The sequence below is a fragment of the Pseudomonas sp. N2-3-1-14 genome, assembly GCF_041228395.1.
Taxonomy (GTDB): Bacteria; Pseudomonadota; Gammaproteobacteria; order Pseudomonadales; family Pseudomonadaceae; genus Aquipseudomonas.
Genome location: NZ_CP166199.1, coordinates 2,323,807 through 2,350,601 on the forward strand (window position 1 = coordinate 2,323,807; position 26,795 = coordinate 2,350,601).

At 60.8% G+C, this 26,795-nt stretch carries 20 protein-coding genes, 1 tRNA gene and 7 pseudogenes; 18 read left to right on the forward strand and 10 right to left on the reverse strand.

Going from position 1 to position 26,795, the window contains the following annotated elements; translation table 11 throughout:
* Positions 1 to 65: 65 nt before the first annotated feature.
* The 3 genes from AB5I78_RS10860 to AB5I78_RS10870 all read left to right on the forward strand — a co-directional run bounded on the left by AB5I78_RS10860 (position 66) and on the right by AB5I78_RS10870 (position 4,875).
* Entirely contained in the window at positions 66 to 692 is a 627-nt protein-coding gene (locus AB5I78_RS10860) for a response regulator transcription factor (protein ID WP_106579958.1), read from the forward strand.
* A 6-nt stretch (positions 693 to 698) separates the two neighbouring features.
* Positions 699 to 4,328, forward strand: coding sequence for a transporter substrate-binding domain-containing protein (locus tag AB5I78_RS10865; protein WP_369302718.1), 3,630 nt, complete (start codon positions 699 to 701; stop codon positions 4,326 to 4,328).
* A 124-nt stretch (positions 4,329 to 4,452) separates the two neighbouring features.
* Positions 4,453 to 4,875 (forward strand): chemotaxis protein CheY, encoded by a 423-nt coding sequence (locus tag AB5I78_RS10870; RefSeq protein ID WP_369302717.1) that lies wholly within the window; start codon positions 4,453 to 4,455, stop codon positions 4,873 to 4,875.
* Here AB5I78_RS10870 and dkgB read toward each other — a convergent pair.
* Positions 4,872 to 5,690, reverse strand: coding sequence for a 2,5-didehydrogluconate reductase DkgB (dkgB, locus tag AB5I78_RS10875; RefSeq protein WP_369302716.1), 819 nt, complete (start codon positions 5,688 to 5,690; stop codon positions 4,872 to 4,874). The two genes, AB5I78_RS10870 and dkgB, sit on opposite strands and share 4 nt — an antisense overlap.
* 194 nt (positions 5,691 to 5,884) lie before the next feature.
* On the opposite strand from dkgB, the gene AB5I78_RS10880 reads away from it, so the two are divergent.
* From AB5I78_RS10880 to AB5I78_RS10895, 4 genes and pseudogenes are all read left to right on the forward strand, one after another.
* Positions 5,885 to 6,280, forward strand: coding sequence for a carboxymuconolactone decarboxylase family protein (locus tag AB5I78_RS10880; RefSeq protein WP_106579962.1), 396 nt, complete (start codon positions 5,885 to 5,887; stop codon positions 6,278 to 6,280).
* Positions 6,281 to 6,382: 102 nt separating this feature from the next.
* Positions 6,383 to 7,170, forward strand: a pseudogene (locus AB5I78_RS10885) (ABC transporter substrate-binding protein); the annotation flags it as partial.
* A gap of 34 nt (positions 7,171 to 7,204) precedes the next feature.
* Positions 7,205 to 7,393: pseudogene (locus tag AB5I78_RS10890) on the forward strand (ABC transporter); the annotation flags it as partial.
* 3 nt (positions 7,394 to 7,396) lie between these two features.
* Positions 7,397 to 7,525 (forward strand): annotated as a pseudogene (locus AB5I78_RS10895) (flavodoxin family protein); the annotation flags it as partial.
* 234 nt (positions 7,526 to 7,759) lie between these two features.
* Here AB5I78_RS10895 and AB5I78_RS10900 read toward each other — a convergent pair.
* A complete protein-coding gene (locus tag AB5I78_RS10900; protein WP_369302715.1) occupies positions 7,760 to 8,839 on the reverse strand; it encodes a 3-deoxy-7-phosphoheptulonate synthase in 1,080 nt (359 codons plus the stop codon).
* A 618-nt stretch (positions 8,840 to 9,457) separates the two neighbouring features.
* Between AB5I78_RS10900 and AB5I78_RS10905 the strand changes: the two genes are divergently transcribed.
* Positions 9,458 to 10,207: a carbon-nitrogen hydrolase family protein gene (locus AB5I78_RS10905; RefSeq protein WP_369302714.1), complete on the forward strand. Its 750-nt coding sequence runs from the start codon at positions 9,458 to 9,460 to the stop codon at positions 10,205 to 10,207.
* Positions 10,208 to 10,654, forward strand: coding sequence for a GNAT family N-acetyltransferase (locus tag AB5I78_RS10910; RefSeq protein ID WP_369302713.1), 447 nt, complete (start codon positions 10,208 to 10,210; stop codon positions 10,652 to 10,654).
* A 34-nt stretch (positions 10,655 to 10,688) separates the two neighbouring features.
* Here AB5I78_RS10910 and AB5I78_RS10915 read toward each other — a convergent pair whose 3' ends face one another.
* Positions 10,689 to 10,928: a DNA-binding protein gene (locus AB5I78_RS10915; RefSeq protein ID WP_106579986.1), complete on the reverse strand. Its 240-nt coding sequence runs from the start codon at positions 10,926 to 10,928 to the stop codon at positions 10,689 to 10,691.
* 81 nt (positions 10,929 to 11,009) lie between these two features.
* On the opposite strand from AB5I78_RS10915, the gene AB5I78_RS10920 reads away from it, so the two are divergent.
* From AB5I78_RS10920 to AB5I78_RS10940, 5 genes are all read left to right on the forward strand, one after another.
* Complete coding sequence (locus AB5I78_RS10920) at positions 11,010 to 11,375, forward strand: helix-turn-helix domain-containing protein (protein WP_145163455.1); 366 nt, start codon at positions 11,010 to 11,012, stop codon at positions 11,373 to 11,375.
* 151 nt (positions 11,376 to 11,526) lie between these two features.
* Entirely contained in the window at positions 11,527 to 12,168 is a 642-nt protein-coding gene (gene uvrY, locus AB5I78_RS10925) for a UvrY/SirA/GacA family response regulator transcription factor (RefSeq protein WP_003190387.1), read from the forward strand.
* 1 nt (position 12,169) lies between these two features.
* Positions 12,170 to 13,993 (forward strand): excinuclease ABC subunit UvrC, encoded by a 1,824-nt coding sequence (uvrC, locus tag AB5I78_RS10930; RefSeq protein ID WP_145163457.1) that lies wholly within the window; start codon positions 12,170 to 12,172, stop codon positions 13,991 to 13,993.
* Positions 13,994 to 14,025: 32 nt separating this feature from the next.
* The gene (gene pgsA, locus AB5I78_RS10935; RefSeq protein WP_003232771.1) at positions 14,026 to 14,586 is read left to right on the forward strand and encodes a CDP-diacylglycerol--glycerol-3-phosphate 3-phosphatidyltransferase; all 561 of its coding nucleotides are present in this window, start codon (positions 14,026 to 14,028) and stop codon (positions 14,584 to 14,586) included.
* Positions 14,587 to 14,649: 63 nt separating this feature from the next.
* Positions 14,650 to 14,725: transfer RNA gene (locus AB5I78_RS10940), tRNA-Gly, on the forward strand.
* A gap of 128 nt (positions 14,726 to 14,853) precedes the next feature.
* Here AB5I78_RS10940 and AB5I78_RS10945 read toward each other — a convergent pair.
* The 5 genes and pseudogenes from AB5I78_RS10945 to AB5I78_RS10965 all read right to left on the reverse strand — a co-directional run bounded on the left by AB5I78_RS10945 (position 14,854) and on the right by AB5I78_RS10965 (position 17,937).
* Positions 14,854 to 15,156 (reverse strand): YciI family protein, encoded by a 303-nt coding sequence (locus tag AB5I78_RS10945; RefSeq protein WP_369302712.1) that lies wholly within the window; start codon positions 15,154 to 15,156, stop codon positions 14,854 to 14,856.
* A gap of 31 nt (positions 15,157 to 15,187) precedes the next feature.
* Positions 15,188 to 16,153, reverse strand: coding sequence for a TIGR00366 family protein (locus AB5I78_RS10950; protein ID WP_370004493.1), 966 nt, complete (start codon positions 16,151 to 16,153; stop codon positions 15,188 to 15,190).
* A 16-nt stretch (positions 16,154 to 16,169) separates the two neighbouring features.
* Positions 16,170 to 16,361 (reverse strand): annotated as a pseudogene (locus tag AB5I78_RS10955) (MFS transporter); the annotation flags it as partial.
* Between the two features lie 252 nt (positions 16,362 to 16,613).
* Positions 16,614 to 16,748 (reverse strand): annotated as a pseudogene (locus AB5I78_RS10960) (muconate cycloisomerase); the annotation flags it as partial.
* A 148-nt stretch (positions 16,749 to 16,896) separates the two neighbouring features.
* Positions 16,897 to 17,937 carry a zinc-dependent alcohol dehydrogenase family protein gene (locus AB5I78_RS10965; protein ID WP_369302710.1) on the reverse strand — a complete coding sequence of 347 codons (1,041 nt, stop codon included), beginning with the start codon at positions 17,935 to 17,937 and terminating at the stop codon, positions 16,897 to 16,899.
* A gap of 184 nt (positions 17,938 to 18,121) precedes the next feature.
* Here AB5I78_RS10965 and AB5I78_RS10970 point away from each other — a divergent pair, with 184 nt between their 5' ends.
* Positions 18,122 to 18,604: an Lrp/AsnC family transcriptional regulator gene (locus AB5I78_RS10970; protein ID WP_242200169.1), complete on the forward strand. Its 483-nt coding sequence runs from the start codon at positions 18,122 to 18,124 to the stop codon at positions 18,602 to 18,604.
* 242 nt (positions 18,605 to 18,846) lie between these two features.
* On the opposite strand, the gene AB5I78_RS10975 is transcribed toward AB5I78_RS10970, so the two are convergent.
* Together AB5I78_RS10975 and baeS are read right to left on the reverse strand one after the other, a co-directional pair.
* Complete coding sequence (locus AB5I78_RS10975) at positions 18,847 to 19,530, reverse strand: response regulator (protein ID WP_262206215.1); 684 nt, start codon at positions 19,528 to 19,530, stop codon at positions 18,847 to 18,849.
* 3 nt (positions 19,531 to 19,533) lie between these two features.
* Positions 19,534 to 20,919 carry a sensor histidine kinase efflux regulator BaeS gene (gene baeS / locus AB5I78_RS10980; protein WP_369302709.1) on the reverse strand — a complete coding sequence of 462 codons (1,386 nt, stop codon included), beginning with the start codon at positions 20,917 to 20,919 and terminating at the stop codon, positions 19,534 to 19,536.
* A gap of 145 nt (positions 20,920 to 21,064) precedes the next feature.
* Here baeS and AB5I78_RS10985 point away from each other — a divergent pair.
* From AB5I78_RS10985 to AB5I78_RS10995, 3 genes and pseudogenes are all read left to right on the forward strand, one after another.
* Positions 21,065 to 22,247 (forward strand): annotated as a pseudogene (locus AB5I78_RS10985) (efflux RND transporter periplasmic adaptor subunit).
* A gap of 2 nt (positions 22,248 to 22,249) precedes the next feature.
* Positions 22,250 to 25,383, forward strand: a pseudogene (locus AB5I78_RS10990) (efflux RND transporter permease subunit).
* Positions 25,380 to 26,774 carry an efflux transporter outer membrane subunit gene (locus AB5I78_RS10995; RefSeq protein ID WP_369302706.1) on the forward strand — a complete coding sequence of 465 codons (1,395 nt, stop codon included), beginning with the start codon at positions 25,380 to 25,382 and terminating at the stop codon, positions 26,772 to 26,774. Before AB5I78_RS10990 ends, AB5I78_RS10995 begins: the two are co-directional and overlap by 4 nt.
* Positions 26,775 to 26,795 lie beyond the last annotated feature (21 nt).

Sequence of the window (26,795 nt, forward strand, 5' to 3'; positions counted from 1 at the left end):
CATTTCTCACAGGTACCTGTGTCCCGTGTGATGTGTAAGGGTACTTATCCTCTCAGGGGAGTTTTATGACTAAAGCGCTAATAGTTGATGATCATCCGTTTATCCGTAAAACCGTCCGGCATCTGCTGACGCTGGAAGGTTTCACCGAAATCGATGAAGCGGGCAACGGTGCGGACGCTGTGCAGAAGGCCAGAGAGGGGCGTCCGGCGTTGATCATTCTTGATTTGGCGATCCCGAAGCTGGGGGGGCTTGAGGTGATCAGTCGGGTCAAGGCGTTGGGCCTGCCGTGCAAGATTCTGGTACTGACCTCGTACCTTCCGGAGTTTTTTTCGGCGCGTTGCATGCGTGCCGGCGCCATGGGGTTCGTGGCCAAGACCGGTGAGCTGGATGAGCTGCAAAAGGCTATCAAAGCGGTGATGTCCAACTACAGTTGCTTCCCCAGTTTGCCGAGCAGTTCGGTGCGCCGTGACGATCTGCAGTCCACGGAGCAGGAACTGGTGCAAGCCCTGTCAGATCGCGAGTTGGCAGTGTTGCAGATGCTGGCCCTGGGCTTGGGCAATAACGAAATTGCCAATCAGATGTTACTCAGCCACAAGACCATCAGCACCTACAAGACGCGACTCAAGGAGAAGCTGCGCATGTCGTCTGTGGTCCACATGGCCAAGTTTGCACAGCGTAATCATCTGATCTGATCAGACATGATCCTTGCGCCGATGCGACGGTTCATCATCACGCTGTTGATGGGCTTGCTGCCGATGATGGCCAGTGCCCTTGATCAGCCGCAAAATCTGCGCCTGCTGGGGCACTCCAGCCTCAATGGTCACTCCGTAACGCTGGGCGAGGCTGACTGGCAGTGGTTGCGGGGGCGGCGTGTGTTGTTGATGGGGGTTTCCGCGCCCGACTACGGGCCCTTCGAACTGACCAACAACAACGACGAAATCGAAGGCATCACGGCGGACTATGCCGGGTTGCTCGCCCAGGCGCTGAACATCAGCGTTGAGGTGCGGCGCTACGATACCCGCGATGAAGTGCTCGAAGCCCTCAAGCAAGGCGCCATTGATCTGCTTGGGACGTCCAATGGTTTTGAGGCGGGCGACCCGCAATTGGTGCTTTCGCGTTCCTACGCCAATGACCAGCCGGTGCTGGTTACCCGCACCGGCGACAGCCAATCGTTGAGTGTCGGCCTCGCAGGCAAGCGCATCGCGATGCTCTATCACTACATGCCGCCCGACGTGGTAGAGGCTTTTTACCCCAAGGCTCACGTGGAGTTGTTTCCGTCTATTTTCGAAGCCATTGGCGCCGTCGCGTTCGGTCGCGCCGATGTCTACCTGGGCGATGCCATCTCTGCCAATTACCAGATCAACCGCAACCACTTGAACAATGTGCAAATGGCGGATTTTTCCACGTTGGAATCCAATTCCTTCGCCTTTGCCGTGCTCAGGGACAACACTCGCTTGCTGCGCATTATCAACACTGCGCTGAGGGCGATCCCGGCGAACGAACAGATGGAAATATTGCGTCGCTGGAACGGTGACAACCTGGGCCTGCTCGGTGCCGAGCGGTTGCACCTGAGCACCAGTGAGCAGCGTTGGCTGGAGAAACACCCGCGGGTCAGGGTGGTGGCGTCCGAGCAGATGCTGCCGTTGGCGTCCTTTACGGCGCAAGGGCGACTGGAGGGCTTGAGTGCCGATGTTCTGTCGCGGATCAGCTTGCGTACCGGCTTGAAGTTCGATGTCGTTTCCGGCGGCTCGATGCCTCAGCAGATTGACGCGGTCAGTACAGGCCGGGCCGACATGATGGCGGTGGTGACCCCCAGTATCGAAGGCTCTGATCAGGTGCGCTTTACCCGGCCTTACCTGACCAACCCGGTGGTGCTGGTCACCCGCAATGACGACCCCGGCACGATGACCCTGGAGGACATGGTCGGCAAGCGCCTCGCGATCAGCAGTGGCAATGCTGTGCGCGATGTCATCCACCGCGATTACCCAGGGATTAACTTTGTGGCGGCGCGCAACCCCACCGAAGCCATGGCGCTGGTGGCCAACGGGGCTGCCGAAGGGGCGGTCAACTCATTGATCAATGCGCGTTACCTGATCGCCCAGCAGTACCGCGACCGCTTGCGCGTGACCAGTACCGTCGGCGCCGAGCCGGCACGCATGACGTTCGGGGTCAATCGTGGCCAGTTGGAGTTGTACTCGATACTCGACAAAGCGTTGCTGAGTATCCCTCCGCAGGAGATGGATGAGCTGGTCAGCCAATGGCGCACGGATGTGATCATCGAGGACCATTGGTTGCGTCACCGCAGTGCGATCATTCAAGGCTTTGGCCTGGCGGCGTTGTTGCTGCTGATCACTTCCGGCTGGGCTATTTACCTGCGCAGCCTGATCCGCAAACGCGCGCAGGCGGAACGGGCCTTGAGCGACCAGATGCGTTTTATGGGCGTATTGATCGACGGCACGCCCTATCCGATTTACGTGCGCGACCGCCAGGGCCGGCTGATGGCGTGCAACAGCGCTTATCTGGACGTGTTCGGCTTCAAGTCCGACGCAGTGATCGGCAAGACGGTGATAGAAGCCGACAGCGGCAACCCTGCGCAGTCGCGGTCCTTCCATGAGGATTACCTGCGGTTGATGGAACGCGGCGAGCCGCAGATCAATGACCGGCTACTCACGTTGCCAGGTGGCAAGGTGCTGACCATTTACCACTGGATGCTGCCGTACCGCGATGGGGACGAAAACGTGGTGGGCATGATTGCCGGTTGGGTGGATGTGAGCGAACGCCAACGTTTATTGGGCCAGTTGCAGGAAGCCAAGGAAGACGCCGATGCCGCCAACCGCGCCAAGACCACGTTTCTGGCCACCATGAGCCATGAGATTCGCACGCCGATGAACGCGGTGATCGGCATGATTGAACTGGCGCTCGCCAATGCCGAGCAGGGGCGCGTCGACCGCGATGCCCTGGAGGTCGCCTCGGTTGCGTCGCGCGGCATGCTCGAGCTGATTGGCGATATTCTGGATATTTCCCGGATCGAATCCGGTCACTTGTCGCTGACCCTGGCGCCGGCCAATCTGCATGAACTGCTCACCTCGGTGGCGCGGGTGTTCGAGGGGCTGGCGCGGACCAAAGGCCTGGCGTTGCAGGTGGAACTCGACCCGCTGATTGATTATCCGGTGCTGATCGACTCCTTGCGGTTCAAGCAGGTGGTGTCCAACCTGCTGAGCAATGCAATCAAGTTCACGGCCCAGGGCCAAGTACGTCTGGGCGGGCGCAGTGCACCGGGGTCTGACACTGGCTATCTGGAACTGGTGTTATGGGTGGAAGACACCGGCATCGGCATCAGCAGTGAAGACCAGCAGCGTCTGTTCAACCCGTTTTTCCAGGGTAGCAACACCGAACAATCAGCGCGCAGCGGCTCGGGGCTGGGGCTGGTGATCAGCCGCAGTCTGTGTGAAATGCTGGGCGGCACGTTGCAGTTGAGCAGTGTGCCCGGGCAGGGCACGCGAGTGGACATGACGTTGACGTTGGCCAGGGCCACCGCAGTGCCGGTCGAGCGTGCTGGGCCGGCGCCTGTGGTCCGACCGGGCCGTGTATTGAGCATCTTGGTGGTGGACGACTACCCGGCCAATCGCTTGCTGCTGGCGCGCCAACTGCGCTTTCTGGGGCATCGCATCACCCTGGCCGAAGACGGTGTGCAAGGGCTTGAATGCTGGCAAGCCGAGCAACCGGACGTGGTGATCACCGATTGCAACATGCCCCTCAAGAATGGCTACGCCCTGGCGCGCGATATCCGCGCGCAGGAGCGTGCGCAAGGCTTGGTACCGTGCTTGCTGCTGGGCTTTACCGCTAACGCGCAACCGGAGGAAACCGAGCGCTGCCGACAGGCAGGCATGGATACCTGTTTGTTCAAACCTGCCGGCCTTGAGGACTTGCGCTCGGCACTGGCCGCGCTTGCGACCAGCCCTGGGGTATCTGAGGTTGAGCGGACATTTGATGTGAGCGCCCTGATCACGCTGACGGGTGACGATGACGCGGCGCTCAATGAACTGTTGATACCGTTGCTCGAAAGCCTTGAGGCAGACCGCGCGCTGCTGCCGGTGCTGCACCGCCAGTTGAATTTTCACGAACTGCATGACCTCGCCCACCGCGCCAAGGGCGGCGCACGGCTGGTCAAGGCGCAGACGCTGATAACCCGTTGTGAAAGGCTTGAGGAAGTGTGTCAGCGCCAGGAGCGCGACGCACTGGGCATGGCGGTTGAAGCGGTAGGCGAAGCCCTCGACGATCTGCATCGGCGCTTGAGCAGCTTTACGCTCGGTGCTGAGCGCGGTTGAGCGCCGTTCAGTGGATTTGGGAGAACTCCTACATGAAGGAGGAACATACCTGATTTTGTCTTCGGGATATGTCTGGAAAATGGGCCACGCTCACTGACGAGCACAGCCTGCCCAGGGGTTTGCCATGCCGAACAAAGCACTGACCATCCTGATTGCCGATGAACAGCACCTGCAGCGGCTGTACATCGAAAAAATGCTCAACCAGCTGGGGTACCACCGGATTGTTCCGGTGCAAACCCTTGAAGAAGTCCAGATTCTTACCGCCATCCCGGCCGAGCCATTCGACGTACTGATCATTAATGCGGGGTTGACCGCCCAGGCCGACGGGCCGCAGCCCCAGGTGCATCATGTACTGGTCTACGACCACCAAACCCTGGATATTCCAGGCGGTGTACCGCCGACGCTGCTGGTCCGGCTGCCGGGCATGCCGGACACCGTCAACCTCGAGCACTTCATGGACATCATCGACCCACCCGAGGCCCACCGTGGCCTGCGGGTATTGCCGTGGCTGCGGGAGTTATCCCGCACGCCGGCGGCCGGGGTTTAGTCCCACTTCGGGGCGATGCCTTTAGGGCTGGTCAGGCGATGGCCGCGCTCCAGGCCGGCGATCTGTGCCATGTCGGCAGCGCTCAAAGTGAGTTGCAGGGCCTTGAGGTTGCTGTCCAGATTGGCACGTTTGGTGGACGACGGAATCACCGCATAGCCCAATTGCATGGCCCACGCGAGGGTCACTTGCGCCGCCGTGGCCTGGTGGCGTTCGGCGATCTGCTGGATTACCGGGTCTTTGAGCACTTCGCCGTAGGCCAGGGTCATGTACGACGTAATCTGAATACCGTGGGCGATGGCGAAATCCACCACCTTCTGGTTTTGCAGGTAGGGATGCAGTTCGATTTGGTTGGTGGCGATGTTTTCGGCGCCCACCGCGGCAATCGCCTGCTTCATCAGGTCGATGGTGAAGTTGGAAATACCGATTTGGCGCGTCAGGCCCAGGCGCTTGGCTTCCAGCAACTGGCCCATGAATTGGGCGACAGGCACCTGGTCTTCCGGCGACGGCCAGTGGATCAGGGTCAGGTCCAGGTAGTCGGTTTTCAGTTTGCGCAGGCTTTCACGCAGGCTGGGAATCAACTGGCCTTCGGCGAAATTGGCAATCCAGATCTTGCTGGTAATGAACAGTTCGTCACGCGGCACGCCGCTGTCGGCAATGGCTTGGCCGACATCCGCTTCGTTCTCGTAGATCTGCGCGGTATCGATGACGCGGTAGCCCAGTTCCAGGCCCGTGCTCACAGAGTCGATTACCACTTGGCCTTGCAGGCGGAAGGTGCCAAGGCCGAAGGCGGGAACGTTTTGCGTAGGGATAGACATCTGTAACTCCTGAAGGGGTGTGAACAATGGAGTCGAGTATCCCCTCGACGTTCCTTCGGAAAAACCGCCGAACCCGAAAAGGACTTTTTACCAGAAGTCACGAGTCTCGCCCGCAATAAAAAATGCGGCTTCACTTGCCACAGACAGCTGCCGCACGGTATTCCAGAACACCCACTGTCAGCCCGGAACATGCCATGACCCAACACTTGACCGAATACGCCGACGCCAGCCCCGAGGTGCGCGCGGTGTATGACGACATCATGCAGACGCGCAAGGTTGACCAGGTGAATAACTTCTGGAAATGCCTGGCCGCCCACCCGCCGACCCTGCGCCGCACCTGGGAAAGCCTCAAGGAAATCATGGCCCCCGGCGCACTGGATCCGCTGACCAAGGAGTTGCTCTACGTGGCCGTCAGCGTGACCAACAATTGCCCGTATTGCATCGCCTCCCACACGGCTGCCGCGCGCAAGGCCGGTATGACTGACGCGATGTTCGGCGAGTTGCAGGCGGTGGTCGGCATGGCCAATCAAACCAACCGCCTGGCCACCGGTTATCGCGTGCCGGTCGATGAGGTATTCAAGTGGCCGTGACATCGCTCAGCGGTCGAACCACGCCGTCCATTAGCGCAAGCGGCTCAAAACCTTGGCGGCGTAATCACCCAGATGACTCGCGTCTCTACCTTGCCCGGGTTCGGGCAAGTCGATGTGATCAATAAAGTCGACCTGAAAACCGTGGCGTTGCTCAAGCGCAACCCAGGTTTGGTGATTGAAGAAACCAAGGGCGCCCAGCACTACACCTTCCCGATGCTGTGCGACAGCAACGAGTTCAACAACAACGGCATTCGCATGGCCATGAAGCACGCGATCAACCGCGAAACCCTGCTGGCGTCGGTGCTGCACGGTTATGGCCTAGTGGGCAATGACCACCCTATCCAGCCAGGCAGCCGCTTTATCAACGCTGCGCTGGAGCAGCGCCGCTACGACCCGGACAAGTCGCGCTTCTACCTGCGCAAGGCCGGGGTGGAGTCGCTCAAGGTGCGCCTGCAAGCTTGCGACGCTGCCTTACACCGGCGCGGTGGACGCCTCGGTACTGTTCAAGGAACAGGCGCGCCAGGCCGGTATCGACATTGACGTGGTGCGCGAGCCGGCCGACGGCTACTTCTCCAATGTGTGGATGAAGCAGCCGTTCACCACCTCGTTCTGGTACAGCAGCCTGACCGCCGACCGCATGTTCAGCATCGGCTACGCCAAAGGCGCGGCCTGGAACGAAACCCTCTGGGACAACGCGCGCTTTAACCAACGGCTCACGGCGGCCCGTGGCGAGATGAACGCGCCGCTGCGCCAAGAGATGTACAACGAAATGCAGGCCCTGTGCCGGGACGATGGCGGCGCGTTCGAACCGCCTCAGCCACGGGCCGCTGACCGCGCCGTATGGTGAATTGGATGGGCTGCGGCTGATCGAGCGGTGGTGGCAGGCCTAGGGATCGACCAGCCAATGAACATCCAGTGTGGGAGCTGGCTTGCCTGTTCATCACCCACGACGTCGCCACGGTGCGCGCGATTGCCGATGAGGTGGTGGAGATGCAGCGGGGCAGGGTGGTTGACCAGGGCAGCTGCAGCGCGATTTTTACTCCGCCTTACCAGGACTACACCGGCCTGCTGTTTTCATCGGAACCGGAAATGGACCCGGGCTGGCTCGATCATTTCAGTGACTTGTACGCCATGCAGTGGAGCCCGGTGGCGTCGGCGGCGGATTTTTCCACGCGCGAGAACCCTGACTATCTGGTGTATGCCCTGGAGCAACGGCTGGGGGTGAAGAAGCAATCGATTGCAGCGGCGGGATTTTCTGCTGGGGTATGCGCAGAAACTGCAAGGGCTGGCGAGTGAGCAGCCCTTGGTGTTTGCGAAACTGGCGCAGTTTGATGAGGCGTTGTATCCACTTTCCCGACCCAAACACCGTACAAGTGTGGGAGGGGGCTTGCCCCCGAATGCGGTCTATCAGTGCCAGGTTTTCTGACTGATCCACCGCCTTCGCAGGCAAGCCAGCTCCCACATTTTGATCTCCATCCGTCAGTCAGCTTTGTGGTGTTCCCGCAACCGCTCAGCCGCACCACGCAACAGCTGCTCGGTGCCACTCCAGCCCAGGCAACCGTCGGTCACCGACACGCCGTATTTCATCGACGCGCTCAACGGCTGGCAACCTTCGAACAGATGGCTTTCGAGCATCATGCCGATCAGCGAGGTGTCGCCTTGCAGGCGTTGTTCCAGCACGTCGTTGAACACTGCCGGCTGACGCAACGGGTCTTTGCCGCTGTTGGCGTGGCTGCAATCGACCATGATCCGCGCCGCGACTTTGGACTTGGCCAAATCGTGTTTTACCTGGGCCACACTTTGCGCATCGTAGTTTGGCCCACGGTGGCCGCCGCGCAGCACCAGGTGCGTGTCGGGGTTGCCTGGGGTCTGGATGATTGCCGGATGGCCCTGGCTGTCGACGCCGAAGTGGCGGTGCGGGTGTGACGCCGAGCGCATAGCGTCACAGGCAATCGCGACGCCGCCGTCGGTGCCGTTCTTGAAGCCTACCGGCATGCCCAGGCCGCTGGCCATTTCGCGGTGGATCTGCGATTCGGTGGTGCGTGCGCCAATGGCGACCCAGCTGAGCAGGTCATCGAAGTAGCCGGCGGCCATGGGTTGCAGCAGCTCGGTGGCGACCGGCAGGCCCAGGCGCAGCATTTCACGCATCAGTTCGCGCGACAGGGTCAGGCCTGCGGCCATGTCATCGCTGCCGTCCAGGTGCGGGTCGTAGGCCAGGCCTTTCCAGCCGATGGTGGTGCGCGGTTTTTCCACGTAGGCGCGGATCACCAGCAGCATCTGGTCGCTGACTTCAAGCGCGAGTTTCTTCAGATTGCGTGCGTATTCCATGGCCGATTCGGGGTCGTGGATCGAGCACGGGCCGACAATCACCAGCAAACGGGCGTCTTCACCGTTGAGGATGGCGCGCACGGCTTGGCGATGGGCGTAGATCTGTTCGTTGAGGAACGGGCTGAGGGGCAACTGGTGCTTGAGTTCAAGCGAGCTGGGCAGGCGCTGGGTCAGGGCTTCATTGGCGCTGGACAGGTTGGCAACAGGCAAGGCGGCGGTAGCAGAGTTCATATTCAAGGCTTCCTGGGCAAGCGGCGGGCGATTCCCGCGCGCTCTGCCCTACTGGGGTGTTCGACAATTGGCCGTATTGGCTACGTGTGTTGGCTTGCCACCAATAGGTGACCGATCGGAGGCGGCAGGCTGTCCCGAACGGAGCTTGCTAAATCGCCATGCAGTGGAGGTGTCGTAGCGGTAATAGGTGGCGTAGTTCATGTCGTGAGTCCTTTTAGTGTTCGGTGTGAAGCAAAATGAGTAAGGGCTGAAAAAACAAAACCCCGGTCGGGGAGCCGACCGGGGGTTAGATTTCTCTGGCAGGCGACCCCTTGAGTAGTGGGCGCCGATTTCAGGTATCAGGCGCGCCAGTGGCTAAACCAATACCCAAAATAAAAGCTGACCAGTGCGCTCAAACCGTTCACGCGGGTAGCCGACACCGAGCGCGAGGCGCTGGCAGCAGGGCAAACCTGAGTGTGGGTGAGTTGCAACATGGTGTGTCTCCAAATGATGCGGGGAGCTTACTAGAGGCACGCGGGTGGATTCAATCAGTAATTTCTATCGCCTGAGGTACTTACGGCTATGGGGTGAGTATCGATATGCTGCTGACACTTAGATATTGATGGCTTGGACGCGACCATGACTGCCTTGACCCTTGCTGCCGCTCAGACCACTTCAATCGCAGGCGATGTGCCGGCCAATATCCAGCGGCACCTGGCGTTCATGCAGGCGGCGGCGGAGCACGGTGTGCAGTTGCTGGTGTTTCCAGAGCTGTCTCTGACCGGCTATGAGCCGGCGCTGGCCGCTGAACTGGCGATTGCGCCAGAGGATGCACGGCTTGCGCCACTGCGTGAGAAGGCGCAGGCGCTGCAGTTGACGGCGGTGGTGGGGATGCCGATCCGTTTGGCGCCCGAGGCGGGCGTGTTGATCGGCGCGCTGGTGTTGGCGGCGGACGGGTCGCTGGCGGTGTACACCAAGCAGCATTTGCATCCGGGTGAAGACGTGGCGTTTGTCGCAGGGCAGGGCGGTGCCGCCCTCGAATGGGCGAATGACCGTATTGCGCTGGCGGTTTGTGCAGACTTTTCCCACGCCAGCCATCCACGTGAGGCCGCGCAGGCCGGCGCCAACGTGTACGCCGCCGGCGTGTTGATCAGCGAGGGTGGCTACACCGCGGACAGCGCGCTGCTCCAGGGTTATGCCGCCGAGCATCGCATGCTGGTGTTGATGGCCAACCATGGCGGGCCTTCAGGCGGCTGGGCCTGCGCAGGGCGCAGCGCCGTCTGGGCCGCGGACGGCAAGGTGCTGGCCGCCGCACCGGGCACTGGCGACGCGTTGGTGCTTGCCCGCCGCGATGGCGGCCACTGGTCTGGCCACGTGGTTGCGCTGTAAATGACGTTTCACCTGCGCGCCGCGACTGTCGATGACTTGCCATTCGCGCGGAGGCTGACCCACCAAGCCATGGGGGGTTACTACCTGCAATACGGTCTTGTGTGGTCTGACTATGGCTTTGACGTGGGCTGGGGCAGCCGCGAGAACTGGATGATCTGCAAGGACGACGCAGTGCTGGGGTTTATCAGCCTGAGCCGTGACAACAGTGCTCTGTACATTCGCGAATTGCACTTATCCGAAAACTACCGCAAGCAGGGCGCAGGCAGCTGGGTTCTCGAGCAGATGGCGCTCAAGGCGCGCGCACAGGGGCTGGGTCTTTTACGCTTGACGGTGTTCAAAACCAATCCGGCGCGCAGGTTGTATCAGCGCCTGGGGTTGAGCATCGTTGGGGAAGAGGGTTGCTTCTGGCGCATGGAGCGCGAGTGTCGGGCAGGTCCATCGGACTAAACAGGCACGTCTTGCCACTAGGCGCAGACTGCAGTCAGGAAACGATTTCCGGGTCGCGGTTCAGGGCTACCGGCTCATCCACGATAATCCCTTCTTTCATGCCCAACAGGACCGCCACCTTGTGGGCTTCCCCACGCCGTCCTTTTTTACGCCCGGCGAGCACTTGATAGGTTGTGGCCGGATCAACGCCGTGCTCACGGGCAAACGCTTGAACTGACTTCCCTTGATGTTCCAGCCAGGCCTTGGCTTGTGCAGCAGTGCGAATACCGGGCATAGTTCAAAACCGTTCAAGTTTGTTTAAAACGAGATGAGTGTGTCACCTCTTGGGGTGTGCCAGACAGGATCATACATCCAAATGAGTGGAATCGGTTCGCGTTTAAGACAGGAAAGAGAACGTCTTGGCCTGTCGCAGAAAGTTTTTGGTGAAATCGGCGGCGTCGAGGCAAATGCCCAAGGCAAATACGAAAGCGGCGGCCGCGCACCCAAGGCGGACTACCTGTCACGCGTGGCTCAGCGTGGTGTAGATGTTTTATATGTGCTGACGGGAAGCCCGACGCCTATGCAGCTGGAAAACCTCAGTCAGTTGGAAGAAAAAATCCTGGAAAATTACCGGGTCATGCTCAAGGAAGATCAGGACGCTATCCGCCGACTGACCTCCACACTGGCGGAACACTCCGTGTCGCAGAACGGAAAACACAAGTCGGCTCTCACGCAAAGCTGACCTTTTGCTCAGTAAAATCGGCTGTCCGGCGCAAGTCGGGCACCGATAGCGTGCGTAAACTCTATATATATGACGCTTGCAGCTAGGTCTGCGCCATGGTTTTTTGCTAAGGTGTTCAGCAACCTATAAGACCATATCGCGAGGTGTCTGCTTGATTAGGGTGCTAGTAGTCGATGACCATGATCTCGTTCGTACAGGCATTACACGAATGCTGGCTGACATCGATGGCCTGCAAGTAGTCGGTCAGGCCGAGTCAGGGGAGGAGTCCCTGATCAAGGCCCGGGAGTTGAAACCCGATGTGGTTTTGATGGACGTCAAGATGCCTGGGATCGGCGGTCTTGGTGCCACTACCAAATTGTTGCGCAGCCATCCGGACATTAAAGTCGTGGTGGTGACCGTGTGCGAGGAAGACCCTTTTCCTACACGTCTGCTACAGGCAGGCGCGGCCGGTTACCTGACCAAAGGCGCAGGCCTGGCGGAGATGGTGCAAGCCATTCGCCTGGTATTTGCCGGCCAGCGTTATATCAGCCCGCAGATTGCCCAACAGTTGGCTATCAAATCTTTCCAGCCCACCAGCGACTCGCCGTTTGATGCGCTGTCGGAGCGGGAGATCCAGATCGCCTTGATGATCGTCGGCTGCCAGAAAGTGCAGACGATTTCCGACAAGCTCTGCCTGTCGCCCAAAACCGTTAACACCTACCGCTATCGCATTTTCGAGAAGCTCGCCATCAGCAGTGATGTTGAATTGACCCTGCTCGCGGTGCGCCACGGCATGGTGGACGCCAGCGCCTGACATGACCACACCGTTTGATCCAAGTGCCTTTCTCTCAACGTGCAGTGGCCGCCCCGGCGTGTACCGCATGTTCGACAGCGAGGCGCGCCTGCTTTATGTGGGCAAAGCCAAGAACCTGAAAAACCGTCTGGCGAGCTACTTTCGCAAGACCGGCCTGGCGACGAAAACCGCTGCCTTGGTGGCGCGCATCGCCCAGGTTGAAACCACCATCACCGCCAATGAAACCGAAGCGCTGCTGCTTGAGCAGACGCTGATCAAGGAGTGGCGGCCGCCCTACAACATTCTGCTGCGCGACGATAAATCCTATCCCTACGTGTTTTTATCCGACGGCGACTTCCCGCGGCTGAGCATTCACCGCGGCGCGAAGAAGCAGAAGGGCAAGTATTTCGGGCCGTACCCCAGCGCCGGTGCAATCCGCGAAAGCCTGAGCCTGCTGCAAAAGACCTTTTTTGTGCGCCAGTGCGAAGACAGCTTCTACAAGAACCGCACACGGCCTTGCCTGCAGTACCAGATCAAGCGCTGCAAGGCGCCTTGTGTCGGCCTGGTTGATCCGGCGGAGTACGCCGAGGATGTGCGCCATTCGGTGATGTTCCTCGAAGGGCGCAGCAATGCGCTCACCGATGAGCTCTCCGGCGCCATGGAGCAGGCTGCCAGCACGCTGGATTTCGAGCGGGCCGCTGAATTGCGCGACCAGATCTCTCTGTTGCGCCGTGTTCAGGACCAGCAAAGCATGGAGGGCGGCAACGGGGACGTCGATGTGATCGCCGCGTTCGTCAACCCGGGCGGCGCCTGTGTGCATTTGATCAGCGTGCGTGGCGGGCGAGTGCTGGGCAGCAAGAACTTCTTCCCGCAAACCGGGATCGACGAGGAAGTGGCTGAAGTCATGGCCGCCTTTCTTGGTCAGTACTACGTCAGCAGCCCCGAGCGCGATTTGCCCTCGGAGTTGATCGTCAACGTGGTGCATGAAGACTTCCCCACACTGATCGAGGCCATCCACGAGCTGCGCGGCCGTGAGCTGGACATCAGCCACCGCGTGCGCGGTACCCGTGCCCGTTGGCAGCAATTGGCGGTCACAAACGCCGAGCAGGCCCTGAGTGCGCGTCTGGCCAATCGGCAGCATGTGGCCGCACGCTTCGACGCCTTGGCTGAAGTGCTTAACCTGGACGAGCCGCCGCAACGGCTGGAGTGCTACGACATCAGCCACTCCAGCGGCGAAGCCACTGTGGCGTCCTGTGTGGTGTTCGGGCCGGAAGGGCCGATCAAATCCGATTACCGGCGCTACAACATTGAAGGCGTTACCGCCGGCGATGACTATGCTGCGATGCACCAGGCCCTGACGCGACGCTTCAGCAAGTTGAAGGACGGCGAGGGCAAACTGCCGGATATTCTTCTGGTGGACGGCGGCAAGGGCCAGTTGTCCATGGCCCGTGACGTGCTCAACGAACTGGCCGTGCCCGACCTGATCCTGCTCGGCGTGGCTAAGGGCGCCACGCGCAAGGCCGGCTTCGAGACGTTGTACTTGAATGATGCCGCCCATGAGTTCACCTTGAAGGGCGACTCACCCGCGCTGCACCTGATTCAACAGATCCGTGACGAGGCCCACCGTTTTGCCATTACTGGCCACCGTGCCCGTCGCGGCAAAACCCGTCGAACCTCAACCCTGGAAGGGGTGGCGGGCGTTGGCCCGACACGCCGGCGCGACCTGCTTAAACATTTTGGTGGCTTGCAGGAGCTGTCCCGTGCCAGCATTGACGAAATAGCCAAAGCACCCGGTATCAGTAAAAAGCTCGCTGAGTTGATTTATGCAAACCTGCACAGCGAATAGAATGCCTTCTCACCTCGTAGCCAGTTGTGCCGATGAATATCCCTAATCTGATTACCGTTCTACGCGTCCTGCTCATTCCGATTTTCATTTTGTTGTTCTATTTGCCGTACGAATGGAGCTATGCCGCCTCCAGTTCAGTGTTTGCCTTTGCAGCCGCGACCGACTGGCTTGACGGCTACCTGGCGCGTCGCCTGGAACAGAGCACGCCCTTTGGCGCATTCCTTGATCCGGTGGCCGACAAACTGATGGTGGCCGTGGCCCTGGTCCTGTTGGTGCAGGAGCACGGCAACCTGTGGCTGACGCTGCCGGCCGCCGTGATCATCGGCCGCGAGATCGTCGTCTCGGCCCTGCGCGAATGGATGGCCGAAATCGGCGCGCGCGCCCACGTGGCGGTCTCCAACATGGGCAAATGGAAAACCGCTGCGCAAATGCTCGCGTTGGTGATCCTGCTGGCCAATCCGTCGGACTTCTCCTTCTGGGTGCTCACCGGCTACGCCTTGCTGCTGATCGCCGCGGGCCTGACGTTGTGGTCCATGCTTCAGTATTTGCGTGCTGCCTGGCCACATCTGCGCACCACCGTTGAAAAGAAATAAAACTTTTTTGAATCAAGGGGTTGACGGGGGTTCTGGATTCTATAGAATGCACACCACCAAGACGCGGGAATAGCTCAGTTGGTAGAGCACGACCTTGCCAAGGTCGGGGTCGCGAGTTCGAGTCTCGTTTCCCGCTCCAAACACAAAGAAAAAGCCACTCTTACGAGTGGCTTTTTTTTGCCTGGGATTTACGCATACGTCGGCGCTTGGCCCGCTATTTGTCGTGCCTGGCCAAGCACTGTCCAGGGGCACCTGATGGTGCCGTGGTCACTCGGTCAGCAGGTTTTTGCCGAGCACGTAGCTTTTTCGCCAACGAGTGATCTGTACGTTGAGAAACAGCCCTGCCTGGTAGAACGGGTCGCCCTCGATAAACGCCTGTGCCTGTTCGCGGGTATCCAGTTCGACGATGTAGAACCCACCGCCCAGGTCGCTGGCATCGTCATGCAACTTGGCGCCACACGCGATCAACAGCGCCGCGTGGCGGTCCAGGTACGCCAGGTGGCTGGGCCGGTGGCGGCTGCGGACCGCCTGGCTGCCAGGCTTGTCCCATGTTTCGATTACAAATGGCATACGCAGACTCCTGAAAATGATGACTCGGGATTCACGGGTGGCCCAGGCATCCCCACAGCAGGACGGTGCAAATGTAGATGGCACCGACCCAGAACATACAGATCACGGTGTAGCCCATCACATCCTTGAGTTTCAGCCGTGACAGGGCGAGGGCCGGGAGGATCCAGAACGGCTGCACCAGGTCGTTCCAGGCGTTGCCCAGCATCACCGCCATGGAGGTCTGGGCCAGTGAGCTGTTCAGGGCACGGGCAGCTTCGATCATGAAAGGGCCCTGAATCGCCCAGTGGCCGCCGCCGGAAGGGGCGAAGAAGTTGATCAGGAACGAGCTGAGCAAGCCCCAGAAGGGCAAGGTCTGCTGGTTGGCCACGTCGACAAAGACCCTGGAGACACTGTCCACCAGGCCCGAACCGGCCATGATCGCCATGATCCCGGCGTAGAAGGGGTACTGGAGAATGATCCCGGTAATGGTCTTGATGCCCTCATTGAGCTTGGCTATGTACTGGGCCGGGGTGCGCAGCAGCAGGATGCCGAGGAACAGGATCAGAAAGTTGACCTTGTTCAGATCGAGGTTGGCTCCGCGCAAAAAACTCACGGCGACGTAGCCCAGACCCAACAGGCCCACCGCCAGGCTCAGCAGCCTACTGTTGTTGAGCCGAGTGGCCACGGTGTTGTCGGCGAACAGCCCGTCCACGCTCTGGCCGCTTTCATCCTTGGCGATGTACTGGCTGGCGTCGATCTCGGTCACCTGTTCCCCCTGCCGGGGGTGCAGGGCTGCATTGAGCAGAGGCAACGTCACCAACACCACCAGAGCTGTGAGCAAGATCGGCCAGGAAAAAATCGTTTCGCCCAGGCCTATCAGGCCCATGCTTTTCTGCATCGGATGCCCGGGAGTGGAGATAAGGACCGGGATGGTCGCCGACAACCCCAGGCCGTAGTCCCAGATCGCTGCCGGCGACGCCGCAAGCCACCGAGGCGGCGGCAAAGCCAAGCATGCCAAGCATGAAAATCCGCCGTGGCCCGTACCTGTCCCCTAAACGCCCGCCGAGGATCAGGAACAGCGCAAAGGCTGCGGCGTAGATCGACACTGACGCCTGCATCAGGCCATCGCTGGCTTTCAGGTCGGCCTTGATAAAGGGCAGGGCGATATTGACGATGAAGTAATCCAGGGGCGGCAGGAACGATCCACCAGCAGGATCACCAGGCATACCCAGCGTCTGGCCCCGGTCTGGGTTACGGGCGGCTCCGGTGTCAGCATTGGCGCGCCTGCTGTCCGATGTTTTCCCGAGCGCTGGCGCCCAGCTCAAGCAGGCTCAGGTCCATGGGGCTCAATGGCTCGAAGAACGCTCGCCCCGGATGAGCGCCCAGGCGTTGCTCGACTTCGGCATGCAGGGCTGGGTCGTCCAGGCCGAACCAGTCGGCGCTGCCCAGTTTGAGCGTCGCTCCCTGGTGTTTTCGTCGATGCCGTCGCTGCAGCGGATCCGCAGGATCACGGTAGTTTGGGTTTCGATGGTATGCATCGCCAGCCGGTGTGGCCTGAGGGTCGGCAGCTCGACGAGGTGAGCTTCGACCCGTTCAATAGAGATGGGGTGCATGGAGGCGGTCATTCCTTGAGCTGCGTGTTGATGGGGTCCTGATGAACTGGATGGTGTTGCTTTGGTTGGGAGAGGTCAAATACCCCAGGAGGTGGTGACCAATACTTAATGGGTATTGTGGCCTGGGTACTGTTGCGTCCTGCCTGAGCTAGAACTCGGTCACAACCGTTACGCCGGCCGTCTCGAAGCGATCCATGTTCATCAACGCGTCGATGGACTGCTCCAGGCTGATGGTTTTACCCACGAGTTTTTCCGGGGCGAGTTTTCCGCCGGTGATCATCTGGACCATGGCGTCATAACGATGGGCTTGCATGCCGTGGCTTCCGTAGATCTCAAGCTCGTGCGCGATGACTTTGCTCATGGGGATCGCCGGTGTGGCGTGGTCGGCGAGCATCAGGCCTACCTGGACGTGTTTGCCTCGACGGCGCAGGTTGTTGATGGAGTTGAAGCACGTGGTGGGATGGCCCAGTGCATCCAGTGAGACGTGGGCGCCACCCTGGGTGATTTCCAGCACGGCTTCGGTGACGTCCGCAACGGCTTGTGCGTTCACGGTTGCAACGGCACCGAGCGAGCGCGCCAGTTCGAGTTTTTCCTGGGAAATATCGATGGCGATGACGTTCGCGCCGAGGGCGTTGGCGATCATCACTGCGGACAGGCCGACGCCTCCGCAGCCGTGCACCGCAACCCACTGTCCGGCGCTGACTTTGCCTTGGTCAACGACGGCGCGGAATGATGTGGCGAAGCGACAACCCAGGCTTGCAGCGGTGGCAAAGTCCATGCTCTCAGGGAGTGCCACGACGTTCAGGTCGGCCTGATGGATACCGACGTATTCAGCAAACGAACCCCAGTGGGTAAAGCCCGGTTGAAACTGCGTAGTGCAGACCTGCTGGTTACCGCTGTTGCACTCGGGACACGCGCCACACCCGCCGACGAAGGGCACCGTCACACGGTCGCCGACCTTCCACCGGGTAATGTCGCGGCCAACCTCGGCCACGATGCCGGCAAGCTCATGCCCGGGAACATGCGGCAACTGGATGTCCGGATCATGGCCTTTCCAGCCGTGCCAGTCGCTGCGGCAAACCCCCGTGCCCCTCACCTGTATCACCACACCGTGACGCTCCGGCGTCGGGTCTTCGACGTCCATCAAGCGCGGCGGTTTGGAAAAGGCTTCGTAGACAACTGCTTTCATGAAAGTAACCTCTACCTGGATAGACACGGCGCTGTATTCGATGGCTTTCTTGCGCGGGGCTGCTCGAATCAGCGGTGATCCATTATGTGCAAATGGGGTGAAATTGCTTTTCAGATTGCGATTGATAGTTTGCGCCAAATGAAATTAATCTCCGTGAGCTGGCACATAATTGAAAGGATCAACCATGCTCGAGCGTTTGGATAAGGTGGACATTGCAATATCAGAGCGATTGCAGCGAGATGGGCGACTGTCGAATGTCAAATTGGCGGAGCAACTTTCCCTCAGCGAAGCATCCTGTTGGCGTAAACAAAAGCGCCTTGAGGAATGCGGGGTGATTGAGGGGTATCAAGCCATCCTGAATCGCAGAAAGCTGGGCCTGGGGGTGATGGCTTTTGTTCAGATTTCCTGCAGTGATCACAGTGAAGAGGCCACGGAAAAGTTTGAAAAAATCATCGCCTCGGCGCCTCAGGTACTCAGTTGTCACAACACAACGGGCGAGGCGGATTTTTTACTTCAAGTCGTCGCCAGGGATTTGGACAGCTACAGCAGATTCGTCGAAAAGGTGCTGCGAAAGCTCCCGGGCGTTTTGAGTATTCGCTCGAACCTGTCGCTGCGAGAAATGAAGACCACGCAGCGTTTTCCGCTGGCCGAACTCCTGAGTATCTGAGGGCCTGCGGCGCCCGGCCTCGCCTGCGCGCACAGCCCTACGACGCGAAAGTTGAATACCCAGGTAAACGGCGATAGCCGGGAAATCAGATGCTTCTTTGACGTCTTGGAGCCGGTATTGCTCGAAGCCCTATGCGTTGAAAATGTCGAAGATTAAATCGTCGGCGCGCGATCCGAAATGGACGCACCGAGGGGCTTGCCCAGACATCGCATTCACGCCAAGGCCGTCTCTTCGACGGGACCTCAGGCGTCGGCAAGCTGAAACCGATAGCCCACTCCATACAATGACTCGATGGGCGTTTCTCCAGGGCACGCCTGCTCCAGCTTGCGTCGCAGGTTGCGGATATGGCTGTCCACCGTACGGTCGGTGACCACGCGGTGGTCGGAGTAGATCTTGTCCAGCAGTTGGTCGCGGGAAAACACCCGCCCGGCGGAGCGTGCAAAGGTGCTGAGCAGTCGCAGCTCAAGGGGGGTGAGGTCCAGCGCGATACCGTCGAGTGAGGCGCGGTACTGCGTTTCGTCGATCAGCAGGCGCGGTGGGGCGCTGGTCAGCAGTTGGGGACCGCGGCGCAGGATGGCCTTGATCCGGGCAACCACTTCGCGCGGGCTGAAAGGCTTGCAGATGTAGTCGTCGGCGCCCAGGTCCAGCCCCAGCAGGCGGTCCACCTCTTCGACGCGGGCGGTGATCATGATGATGGGCACGGCACTGAACACCCGCAGGTCCTGGCAAACTTGCATACCGTCACGGCCGGGCAGCATCAGGTCGAGCAGGATCAGGCGTGGTGTGTGGGCGCGCACGGTCGGCACCACCTGCAAGCCGTTGTCCAGGCACAGGGTCGGATAGCCTGCCGCGACCACATAATCCTGCATCAATGCGGCCAGCTTCGGTTCGTCTTCGACAATCAGGATCGGGCTTTCGTCGTTCATGAGTCAAATGTTCCTTGGCAGGCGCAGGGTCAGCCAAAGCCCCCCAAGCGGGGAGTGCGCGGCGTCAAGGCTGCCGCCGTGGGCGAGGGCGATGCTGTGACAAATCGCCAGCCCCAGGCCGGCCCCGCCACTGCTACGGTTGCGCGACGATTCGCCACGATAGAAGCGCTCGAACAGGCGCGGCAGTTGTTCGGCCGAAACACCAGGGCCGGAGTCGAGGAGCTCGAGGCACACCTCGGCGCGATCCTGGGAGGCGCGGATGTGTATGACCCCCCCCGGATCGGTGTAGCGCACGGCGTTCTCCAACAGGTTGGAAAACAATTGCTGCAAGCGATTGGCGTCGGCGAACAGCTCCAGCGGTTGGGATGGCAAGTCCAATTCGACGCGCAGGTACCGGGTATTCAAACGCTCCTGAAACATCGACACGCTGGCTTGCAACAAGTGATCCAATGAACACACGCTCTTGCGGTAGGTCAGTGCGCCGATATCCGCCAGGGACAACTCATACAGGTCATCCACCAGTTTGCTGAGCATGCTGACCTCGCCTTGCAACGACTTCATCGAGCCTGGGTTCAGGGTGCGTACGCCATCCTCGATGGCCTCCAGCTCGCCACGCATTACCGACAGCGGGGTGCGCAGCTCGTGCGAAACGTCGGCCATGAACTCGCGACGCATCTGTTCATTGCGCTCCAGGGTGTAGGCGAGCTGGTTGAAATCACGGGCCAATCGGCCCACTTCGTCATTGGAGGCCACCGCCACCCGACTGCTGTAGTCACCGCTGGCCAGACGGTGGGTCGCTGCGGCCACCCGTTTGACCGGTTCCAGCAGCGTTCGGGCGATCCACCAGGCAATCAGCATCGCCAGCAGCAGCGAAAACGCGCCCATGACCAAACTGGTGCGTAACTGGTATTGCTGGAACCGTTCGCCGCCGGCTTCGGTTACGCTCTGGAACGGGGTCACGGCCAGCCAGCCCACGGTTTCGTCGCCCACGACAACCGGGCGCAACAGCGCGTCGTCGCCAATATCCGGGTAACCGTTCACGCGTTTTTTGTGTTTATCCAACAAGGCGATGCGAAATAGCGCGCCTGTCAGGTCGGAGGCCAAAGGCGTGCGCAGGTCGTTCTTCGCCGGATCCTCGCCAAGTTCGGGCCGCATGATGTCGAACCAGCGGTCCGGCTGGTTGCGCAGGAACTCCCAATTGCCTTCGCGCGCGTAGGCGCTGGCCAGGCGCGGCAGCACGGGCGCCATGCGCTCCAGCGCCTGCTCATTGAGGTACCCGAGAAAGCCCCGCCCGAAGCTCCAGCTGGTCGCCAGGCCCATGCTCAGGATGACCAGCAACACACCGGCCAGTACCGCAATAAACAGCTTGGTGGAGATACTCAACTTCATGGAGGCGGGCCGTCGGGAATGGATGGTGACCATTTAGGCCCTGGCGAGCGAAAGATTCAACCCGGCGGGGCAATCTTCAATTTTCCTGCACATTTGCCTCGCAGCATGGCGCTGACTCAAGTCATCCCGTCTTGCAGAGGCTGCTATGTCGACGAAAATAATCGCCAAATTCCTGGTCACCGCCGCGGTGCTCCTGTCCTTGATCATTTTGGTCATGCTGGGCGGCTGCTCCGGCGGCGAGCCACTTCCTGAGGCGGTCACACCCAAGGTCTCGGTGATCAGCATAAAACCCCAGAGCCAAGTGCTGACCACCGAGCTGGCGGGGCGCACCCAGGCCTTCATGGTGGCGCAGATTCGTCCGCAAGTCGGTGGCATCGTCCAGCGGCGGCTGTTTGTCGAGGGCGCGGATGTCAAGGCCGGGCAAGCGTTGTACCAATTGGATGCGGCGCCCTACAACGCCGCGCTGGCGCAGGCCCAGGCGAGCCTGGCCAAGTACCGCGCCACGCTTAAATCGGCGCAGGCCACCGCCAGGCGCGACGCCGAACTGGTGAAGATCAATGCCATCAGCCAGCAAGACAACGAGGACGCGCAGGCGACGTTGCTCACCGCGGCCGCCGACGTGCAAGTCGCCGCAGCTGAAGTCGAGACCGCCCGGATTAACCTGGCTTACACACGTATTACCTCGCCGGTCAGCGGGCGCATTGAAACGTCCACTGTGACCCCGGGGCGCTGGTGGTGGCTGATCAGGACAGCGCGTTGACCACGGTGCAACAACTCGATCCGATCTATGTGGATGTCACCCAATCGACTACGGAACTGCTGCGGCTCAAGCGTGACCTGGCCAGCGGGCCTTGCAGTCCAACGGCGAAGGGCAGGCACGGATCAGTCTGAAGCTGGACGATGGCACCGCCTACAACCATGAGGGGCGGCTCAAGGTCAGCGGCGTCAGTGTCAACGAGGGCACGGGCACCGTGACCCTTCGCGCAGAGTTCGCCAACCCGGACCACCTGCTGCTGCCGGGCATGTATGTGCGCGCGGTGCTGGAGCAGGCGCGCAATGATCAGGCCATTCTGATTCCGCAAAAAGCGGTAAACCGCAGCGCCAGTGGTGTGACCACCGCGTTGCTGGTGGTTGACGGCAAGGTTGAACAACGCGAGCTGACCATCGATCGCGCGGTGGGTAACCAGTGGTGGGTCACCGCGGGCCTGAACGCGGGGGACCAGTTGATCGTCGAAGGCGGGCAAAAGGTTCGTGTCGGCGCCGCCGTAAACGCGCAAGACGCCACTACCCAGGCGGCTACGACGCCGACTCCTGTGAAGGCGGGTTGAACATGGCGCACTTTTTTATTGATCGACCGATCTTCGCCTGGGTGATCGCCATCGTGATCATGCTCGGTGGTGGCTTGTCCATCAGCCAGTTGCCGTTGGAGCAGTACCCGGACATCGCGCCGCCCACGGTCACGATTTCTGCCACCTACACCGGGCCTCGGCCAAGACCGTGGAGGACTCGGTGACCCAGGTCATCGAACAGCAGATGAAAGGCCTGGATAACCTGACCTATATGTCGGCCACCAGCAGTTCGGCAGGCAGTGCCAGCATCAGTTTGACCTTTACTGCCGGCACCGACCCGGACGTCGCCCAGATGCAGGTGCAGAACAAGCTGCAACAAGCGGAGTCGAGACTGCCGCAAACGGTACAAAGCGAAGGCCTGACCGTGACCAAGGGCGGCTCGGATTTCTTGATGATTGTCGCCCTGGCATCGGATGACCCCAGTGTCACCGGTACCCAGATCGGCGACTACATTTCCACCACCTTGCTGGACTCCATCAGCCGAATAGACGGCGTTGGCGATGTGCAGACGTTGGGGTCGGGCTACGCCATGCGTATCTGGCTGGATCCCGCCCTGTTGGAAAAGTACGCGTTGATGCCCTCGGACGTCAGCAGTGCACTGGAGGCGCAGAACACTGAAGTTTCCGCCGGGCAGCTCGGCGCCTTGCCGGCGATCAAGGGGCAGCAGTTGAACGCCACGATCAGCGCCCGCAGCAAACTGCAGACCGTTGAAGAGTTTCGTAATGTCGTCGTCAAGTCCAACAGTGATGGAGCTGTCGTTCTGCTGGGCGACGTCGCAACCCTGGAGTTGGGCAGTGAAAGCTACGACATCAGTTCGGCCCTCAACGGCAAACCCGCTGCGGCCATGGGTGTGCAACTGGCGGCTGGCGCCAATGCGCTGAATGTCGGTGAGGCAGTCAAGGCCAAGCTCAAGGAGATGGAGCCGTTCTACCCGACAGAAATGCAGCTTAAAAACGTGATTGCCTACGACACCACGCCGTTTGTCAGCCTGTCCATCGAGGAAGTGGTCAAGGCCCTGGGCGAGGCCATCGTGCTGGTGGTGCTGATCATGTTCCTGTTCCTGCAGAGCCTGCGCGCAACGCTGATACCGGCGATTACTGTGCCGGTGGTGCTGCTGGGCACGTTCGGTGTGCTGGCGTTGTTCGGCTATTCGATCAACACCTTGACCATGTTTGCCATGGTCCTGGCGATCGGTTTGCTGGTGGACGACGCCATTGTGGTGGTGGAAAACGTCGAGCGGTTGATGGGCGAGGGGCTGTCGCCGGTGGCCGCCACGCGGCAATCGATGAGTGAAATCAGCAGTGCACTGGTCGGTATCACCCTGGTGCTGAGTGCAGTGTTTATTCCCATGGCGTTTTTCGGTGGTTCCACCGGGATTATCTATCGGCAGTTTTCGGTGACCATTGTCTCGGCCATGGTCCTGTCGGTGCTGGTGGCGATGACCCTGACACCCGCGCTCTGCGCGTCGTTGCTCAAGGCGCGTGGCGGCCAGGCGCATACGGCTCAGCGCGGGTTCTTCGGCTGGTTCAACCGCACCTTTGAACGGGCCAGTGCCGGTTATGAGCGCTGGGTGGGGGCGGTGTTGCGCCGTTGGGGACGCAGCCTGCTGCTTTACGGCGTGGTGCTGGTGGTCATGGCGGTGGGCTACATGAGCCTGGCCACGTCGTTCCTGCCGGATGAAGACCAGGGGATCCTCCTGGCACAGATCCAGTTACCGGTCGGCGCGACGGACAGCCGCACACAGGCCGTGATCAAGCAGTTCGAAGACTACATCCTGAAACAGCCCGAAGTCGAAGCGATGATCAGCATCAGCGGGCTGGGGATGGGCGGCAACAGCCAGAATACCGCACGGGCGTTTATTCGCCTCAAGGACTGGTCCGAACGCGGTGGCTCTGGTGAGGGTGCAGCCGCCATTGCCCAGCGGGCGACCATGGCGCTGTCGAGCATCGGCGATGCCGATGCGTTTGTCATGCAGCCGCCGACCGTGCGCGGCCTGGGCCAGAGCTCGGGGTTCGACCTGCAACTCAAGGACCTCGGTGGCCTGGGCCATGATGCGTTAGTGGCGGCTCGCGAGCAGTTCCTGGAGTTGGCCAGGAAAGACCCCCGCTTGCTGGGCGTGCGCAGCAACGGCCTGGACGATGCGCCGCAGCTCAAGGTCAGCATTGACGACCGCAAGGCCGGGGCCTTGAGCTTGAGTACCAGTGACATCAACACCACATTGTCGACGGCGCTTGGCGGTACTTACGTAAACGACTTCCTCAACCAGGGCCGGGTGAAAAAAGTCTATGTACAGGGCCAGGCAAACTCGCGCATGCAGGCGGCGGACCTTGATCACTGGTTTGTGCGCAACAGCAACAATGAAATGGTGCCGTTTTCGTCCTTCGCCAGCAGCTCCTGGAGTTACGGCTCGCCGTTGCTGGAACGCTACAACGGTAACGCCTCCCTGGAAATCGTGGGTGATCCTGCGCCAGGGGTGAGCTCCGGGGACGCGATGAACGCGGTGGAAGCGATTGTCCGGCAATTGCCCCAGGGCATCGGCTACGAGTGGACCGGGCAGTCCTATCAACTGCGCCTGTCGGGCTCCCAGGCGCCGCTGCTCTACGGCGTCTCCGTGTTGTTTGTATTCCTGTGCCTGGCCGCGCTCTATGAGAGTTGGTCGGTGCCGTTTTCGGTGATCCTGGTGGTGCCCCTGGGGGTGATCGGTGCGGTGCTGGCGACCCGTGTCGCCGGGTTGAGCAACGACGTGTATTTCCAGGTCGGGTTGTTGACCACCGTGGGCCTGGCCGCGAAAAACGCGATCCTGATCGTTGAGTTTGCCAAGCACTTGCAAGAGCAGGGCAACAGCGTGATCGACGCGACGCTGATCGCCGTGCGCCAACGCCTGCGGCCGATCCTGATGACCTCCCTGGCGTTCATGTTCGGCGTGTTGCCGCTGGCCTTGAGTACGGGCGCAGGCTCCGCCGGGCGCCAGGCCATCGGGACCGGGGTGCTGGGCGGCATGTTCAGCGCGACGGTGCTGGGGATTTTCTTTGTGCCGCTGTTTTTCGTGCTGATCCGCCGCCGTTTTGGCCGCGTGCACAGCGCTAACCAATCTGCCCCGACAGGTGATGCATGATCAAGTCACACTGGCCTTTGCTGGCCGCCATGGCCCTGGGCGGTTGCGTCAACCTGGCACCGCAGTATGAGCGTCCCGCTGCACCGGTGTCCGAGCAATGGCTGCCAGCAGCCAGCCTGCCAACAGGGCAGGCTGGGGCTGATATCAAATGGCAGCAGTTCTTTACCGACAGCCGCCTGGCGCAGTTGCAGGTATTGGCGCTGGCCAATAACCGCGACTTGCGTTTGGCCAGCCTGAACGTTGAGAAGGCCCAGGCGCAGTACCGCATCAAGCGTGCGGACCTGTTTCCCACTGTCGACGCGAGCGTCAGCGGCACCCATAGCCGTACACCGGGGTCGCTGTCCAACTCCGGCGCGGCGGCTACCACTCACGATTACAGCGCTCAATTGGGGCTGAGCAGTTATGAGCTGGACGTGTTTGGCCGGGTTCGCAACCTGCGGGATGAGGCGCTGGAAGACTACCTGGCGCTGACGGAAACCCGGCGCAGCACGCAAATCAGTCTGGTGGCCGAAGTGGCCACGGCCTGGCTGACCCTGGCCGCCGACAACGAACGGCTGCTGCTGGCCCAGCAAACCTTGACCAGCCAGTTGGCCACCTACGACCTGACCCAGCGCAGCTACACCTTGGGCGGCGCTTCTGCGTTGTCCGTGGCGCAAGCCCAGACCACGGTCGAGTCGGCACGGGGCGATGTGGCGTCCTACGAGAGCCAGATCCTGCAGGACCGCAATGCCTTGCGCCTGTTGGTCGGCAGTGATCTGCCCGAGGCGCTCTTGCCGGGGACGCACCTGGAATCGGCGGCGGTGCTGGTGGAGATTCCGGCGGGCCTGCCCTCCAGCTTGCTGCAACAACGCCCGGACGTGCTCTCGGCCGAACATACGCTCAAGTCCGCCAACATCGATATTGGCGCGGCCCGTGCGGCGTTTTACCCGAGCATCAGCCTGACCGCCAACGCCGGCTCGTCCAGTGCGGCATTGGCCGGCCTGTTCAAGTCCGGCAGCGGTGCCTGGACCTTTGCCCCGAGCATCAGCGTGCCGATTTTTGACGGCGGGAGTAACCGCGCGACCCTGGATTCGGCCAAGGTAGAACGCGAGATCCAGGTGCAGACCTATCAGCAAACCCTGCAGACCGCCTTCCGCGAAGTGGCCGATGCGTTGGCGGTGCGCAGCACCCTGGATCGCCGTATCGCCGCGCAACAGGCGCTGACCGACGCCAGCCGCAAAAGCTTCGAACTCTCGGATGCCTTGTATCGGGGCGGCTCGCAAAGCTACCTCGAAGCCCTGGATGCGCAACGCTCGCTCTACAGCGCACAGCAGGACCTGATCACGCTGCGCCTGACCGAGCAGAGTAATCGCATCACGTTGTACAAAGTGCTGGGGGGCGGTTGGAATTAATGGCCCTGCCACGTGCACACA

Bases quoted from the DNA above. Each gene is read 5' to 3' on its own strand.
- dkgB (WP_369302716.1), bottom strand. From the start codon at position 5,690: ATGTCTATCCCTACGCAAAACGTTCCCGCCTTCGGCCTTGGCACCTTC.
- AB5I78_RS10970 (WP_242200169.1), top strand. From the start codon at position 18,122: ATGCTCGAGCGTTTGGATAAGGTGGACATTGCAATATCAGAGCGATTG.
- AB5I78_RS10900 (WP_369302715.1), bottom strand. From the start codon at position 8,839: ATGAACTCTGCTACCGCCGCCTTGCCTGTTGCCAACCTGTCCAGCGCC.
- AB5I78_RS10995 (WP_369302706.1), top strand. From the start codon at position 25,380: ATGATCAAGTCACACTGGCCTTTGCTGGCCGCCATGGCCCTGGGCGGT.
- AB5I78_RS10905 (WP_369302714.1), top strand. From the start codon at position 9,458: ATGACTGCCTTGACCCTTGCTGCCGCTCAGACCACTTCAATCGCAGGC.
- baeS (WP_369302709.1), bottom strand. From the start codon at position 20,919: ATGAAGTTGAGTATCTCCACCAAGCTGTTTATTGCGGTACTGGCCGGT.
- AB5I78_RS10915 (WP_106579986.1), bottom strand. From the start codon at position 10,928: ATGCCCGGTATTCGCACTGCTGCACAAGCCAAGGCCTGGCTGGAACAT.
- AB5I78_RS10870 (WP_369302717.1), top strand. From the start codon at position 4,453: ATGCCGAACAAAGCACTGACCATCCTGATTGCCGATGAACAGCACCTG.
- AB5I78_RS10965 (WP_369302710.1), bottom strand. From the start codon at position 17,937: ATGAAAGCAGTTGTCTACGAAGCCTTTTCCAAACCGCCGCGCTTGATG.
- AB5I78_RS10860 (WP_106579958.1), top strand. From the start codon at position 66: ATGACTAAAGCGCTAATAGTTGATGATCATCCGTTTATCCGTAAAACC.
- AB5I78_RS10910 (WP_369302713.1), top strand. From the start codon at position 10,208: ATGACGTTTCACCTGCGCGCCGCGACTGTCGATGACTTGCCATTCGCG.
- AB5I78_RS10865 (WP_369302718.1), top strand. From the start codon at position 699: ATGATCCTTGCGCCGATGCGACGGTTCATCATCACGCTGTTGATGGGC.
- pgsA (WP_003232771.1), top strand. From the start codon at position 14,026: ATGAATATCCCTAATCTGATTACCGTTCTACGCGTCCTGCTCATTCCG.
- AB5I78_RS10945 (WP_369302712.1), bottom strand. From the start codon at position 15,156: ATGCCATTTGTAATCGAAACATGGGACAAGCCTGGCAGCCAGGCGGTC.
- AB5I78_RS10975 (WP_262206215.1), bottom strand. From the start codon at position 19,530: ATGAACGACGAAAGCCCGATCCTGATTGTCGAAGACGAACCGAAGCTG.
- AB5I78_RS10920 (WP_145163455.1), top strand. From the start codon at position 11,010: ATGAGTGGAATCGGTTCGCGTTTAAGACAGGAAAGAGAACGTCTTGGC.
- AB5I78_RS10880 (WP_106579962.1), top strand. From the start codon at position 5,885: ATGACCCAACACTTGACCGAATACGCCGACGCCAGCCCCGAGGTGCGC.
- uvrC (WP_145163457.1), top strand. From the start codon at position 12,170: ATGACCACACCGTTTGATCCAAGTGCCTTTCTCTCAACGTGCAGTGGC.